A 2,050-nucleotide genomic window follows, 5' to 3' on the forward strand; every position below is an offset into this window, starting at 1 on the left:
TGTACACAGTGCACTGGGTTATGTATCGCCTTTTGAGTTTGAAGCAATGTACTATGATAAGATTAACCCGTTAGGTCAGGTGGCCTAACTTAAATAAAAAAGTCTCCGACAAACCCGGTACGGTTCAAACCTACAATGCAGTCCAACTTTAATAAGACTTTATTCGTTTCAGAATGATCTTACGCTTCCTATTCCATAAAGAAAAAATAAAATTATGTTTAGTAGCAGATTAAAATCGATTTTATCGTCTATTTTTCAATTATAAATTTTATATTTTGTTATATTATAACCTATGTAATGTCCATAAAAGTGTAGTGAAGTGCTCATGATGTTGGGAAGATTGCTGGGGTTATCAGCAATCTTGTTACAGATCGCTGTGTTCCTGCAGCCTTTATTACCAGAAAAACACAGTGTTTTTTCGGTATGTAAAACTGTTGCCGCAGCATTACATCTGGAAGTTACTAACGTTCTCCCACACCACAGCTTCGCAACATCACATCCGCATAGCAATCAAGCCAGCGGAGCAGACCAAAATCCTGCACATGTCTTCACACATGTGCAGGATCGGCATGAACATCAAGAGCGGGATGATGCACATACCGGTCATGACTGCCAGTTTTGCCTGGTGCACAGCTATACCCTACCGCTACTCGATACCAAACTCAGACTAGTACTGATCAGAACTCAGACCTTACTGCAGTTCTTCAGTACATTTGTCCCATATACGCTGTCCCTACCTGATCTGTGGTTCCTGATTCCTCAGGGTCGTGCTCCTCCTTTAACACTCATCCACTAAATCAGCAGATATGGTATTGCTGAGCAGTCTGCCGCAGTTTCCGATATGGCTGAAAATATTCATCTATCCAGAACATGTGAGCAGCTCACAATTAGCATCTTCAGTCACAGTGATCCTATCCGTAATAATGAATATGGCTTTTAATTTATCTGTATTCAAATTTATTTGAAATCCGGCTGTCACAGTCTCAATGACCTTTGGATTTTTCAAAGTGTTATTACAACTTTCTAGTATATCGATAAGGAGGAGACAATGATGAATCTACTTCAGCACGATCAGGCACATCTCCCAAAAAGTGATTTTAATAGCAGCTGTTGTCTGGATTTAGCACAACAAACTGTAAGGATCCGGCAAGCTCTCAATATTTCACAGACAGAACTAGCATCGAAACTGTGTATTTCCGCCCGTACCCTAGAAAGTTGGGAACGTGGAGTTCGTCATCCCTCAAGCTCAGCCCAAGCCTTGTTAAAACTCTTTATCAAGTCACCTCAGTTTGTTTTGGAAAATCTTGCTTGAATGGTATTAGCTATGTTTTTAAATAGTTTTTGTCACTACAAGTTTAACTTATGAATCATCATGAACCGATGCATACCTATAAAGAGCAGTAGTATCGGTTTGGTTTGGAGAAATCTTTATGGTAATTGTAATTACATCACAGAACCGACGTCATATTACTCCGCATGCCGGGAAATGCCGAAAATTCTGGAAATATGAGCTCAAAGATGGGAAAGTTATGGACAAACAGCTCATTGAGGTGGAGAAAGAAGCATCATTTTCTCAGTCGGGTGAGGTACTAGAAAAACTGTTACCTATGGACATGTTCATAACCACAGGGATGGGTGACAGATTGCGAGAAAAACTCAAAAATATTGGTGTACATGTTATTGTGACGGATGAAATTGATCCTGATAATTTTATTAACAGTTTACTTTAACTCGCCTATGAATAAAATCTAAAACCATAGCTAAAGTTTCCATTAAAAGTTAGTGGGAACTTTAGCTAATAAAATACATCTTACTAACTGCTATTTAATCAAAAAATTAAATTGCCTAGGCTTAAAATAAGTTGACACGATATTTCATATAAATACCTGATGAATTTCATCAGGTGTTTTTGATTTGTAAAACAGAGGTGGATCAGGAAATTTGAACAACACCTATAAGTGATATTTTGCTCCCCAAATGATGTTATAAACATCAATATATGGAGTATTTTATGGCACGTAGACCAAGAAGAAATCATTCAAATGATTTT

The 2,050-nt window shown here is 37.9% G+C and carries 3 protein-coding genes; all 3 read left to right on the plus strand.

The annotated features are described in order from the left end of the window. Positions 1 to 325: 325 nt before the first annotated feature. Positions 326 to 796: a DUF2946 domain-containing protein gene (locus FTT87_RS15735; protein WP_121523964.1), complete on the plus strand. Its 471-nt coding sequence runs from the start codon at positions 326 to 328 to the stop codon at positions 794 to 796. 255 nt (positions 797 to 1,051) lie between these two features. After that, positions 1,052 to 1,312: a DNA-binding transcriptional regulator gene (locus FTT87_RS15740; RefSeq protein WP_121523972.1), complete on the plus strand. Its 261-nt coding sequence runs from the start codon at positions 1,052 to 1,054 to the stop codon at positions 1,310 to 1,312. Between the two features lie 118 nt (positions 1,313 to 1,430). Continuing rightward, positions 1,431 to 1,730 carry a NifB/NifX family molybdenum-iron cluster-binding protein gene (locus FTT87_RS15745; RefSeq protein ID WP_086197100.1) on the plus strand — a complete coding sequence of 100 codons (300 nt, stop codon included), beginning with the start codon at positions 1,431 to 1,433 and terminating at the stop codon, positions 1,728 to 1,730. The last annotated feature ends 320 nt before the right edge of the window (positions 1,731 to 2,050 follow it).

The organism is Acinetobacter sp. YH01022, assembly GCF_013420235.1.
Lineage (GTDB): Bacteria > Pseudomonadota > Gammaproteobacteria > Pseudomonadales > Moraxellaceae > Acinetobacter.

Coding starts and splice junctions, on each gene's coding strand:
- FTT87_RS15735 (WP_121523964.1), top strand. CDS start 326: ATGATGTTGGGAAGATTGCTGGGGTTATCAGCAATCTTGTTACAGATC.
- FTT87_RS15745 (WP_086197100.1), top strand. CDS start 1,431: ATGGTAATTGTAATTACATCACAGAACCGACGTCATATTACTCCGCAT.
- FTT87_RS15740 (WP_121523972.1), top strand. CDS start 1,052: ATGAATCTACTTCAGCACGATCAGGCACATCTCCCAAAAAGTGATTTT.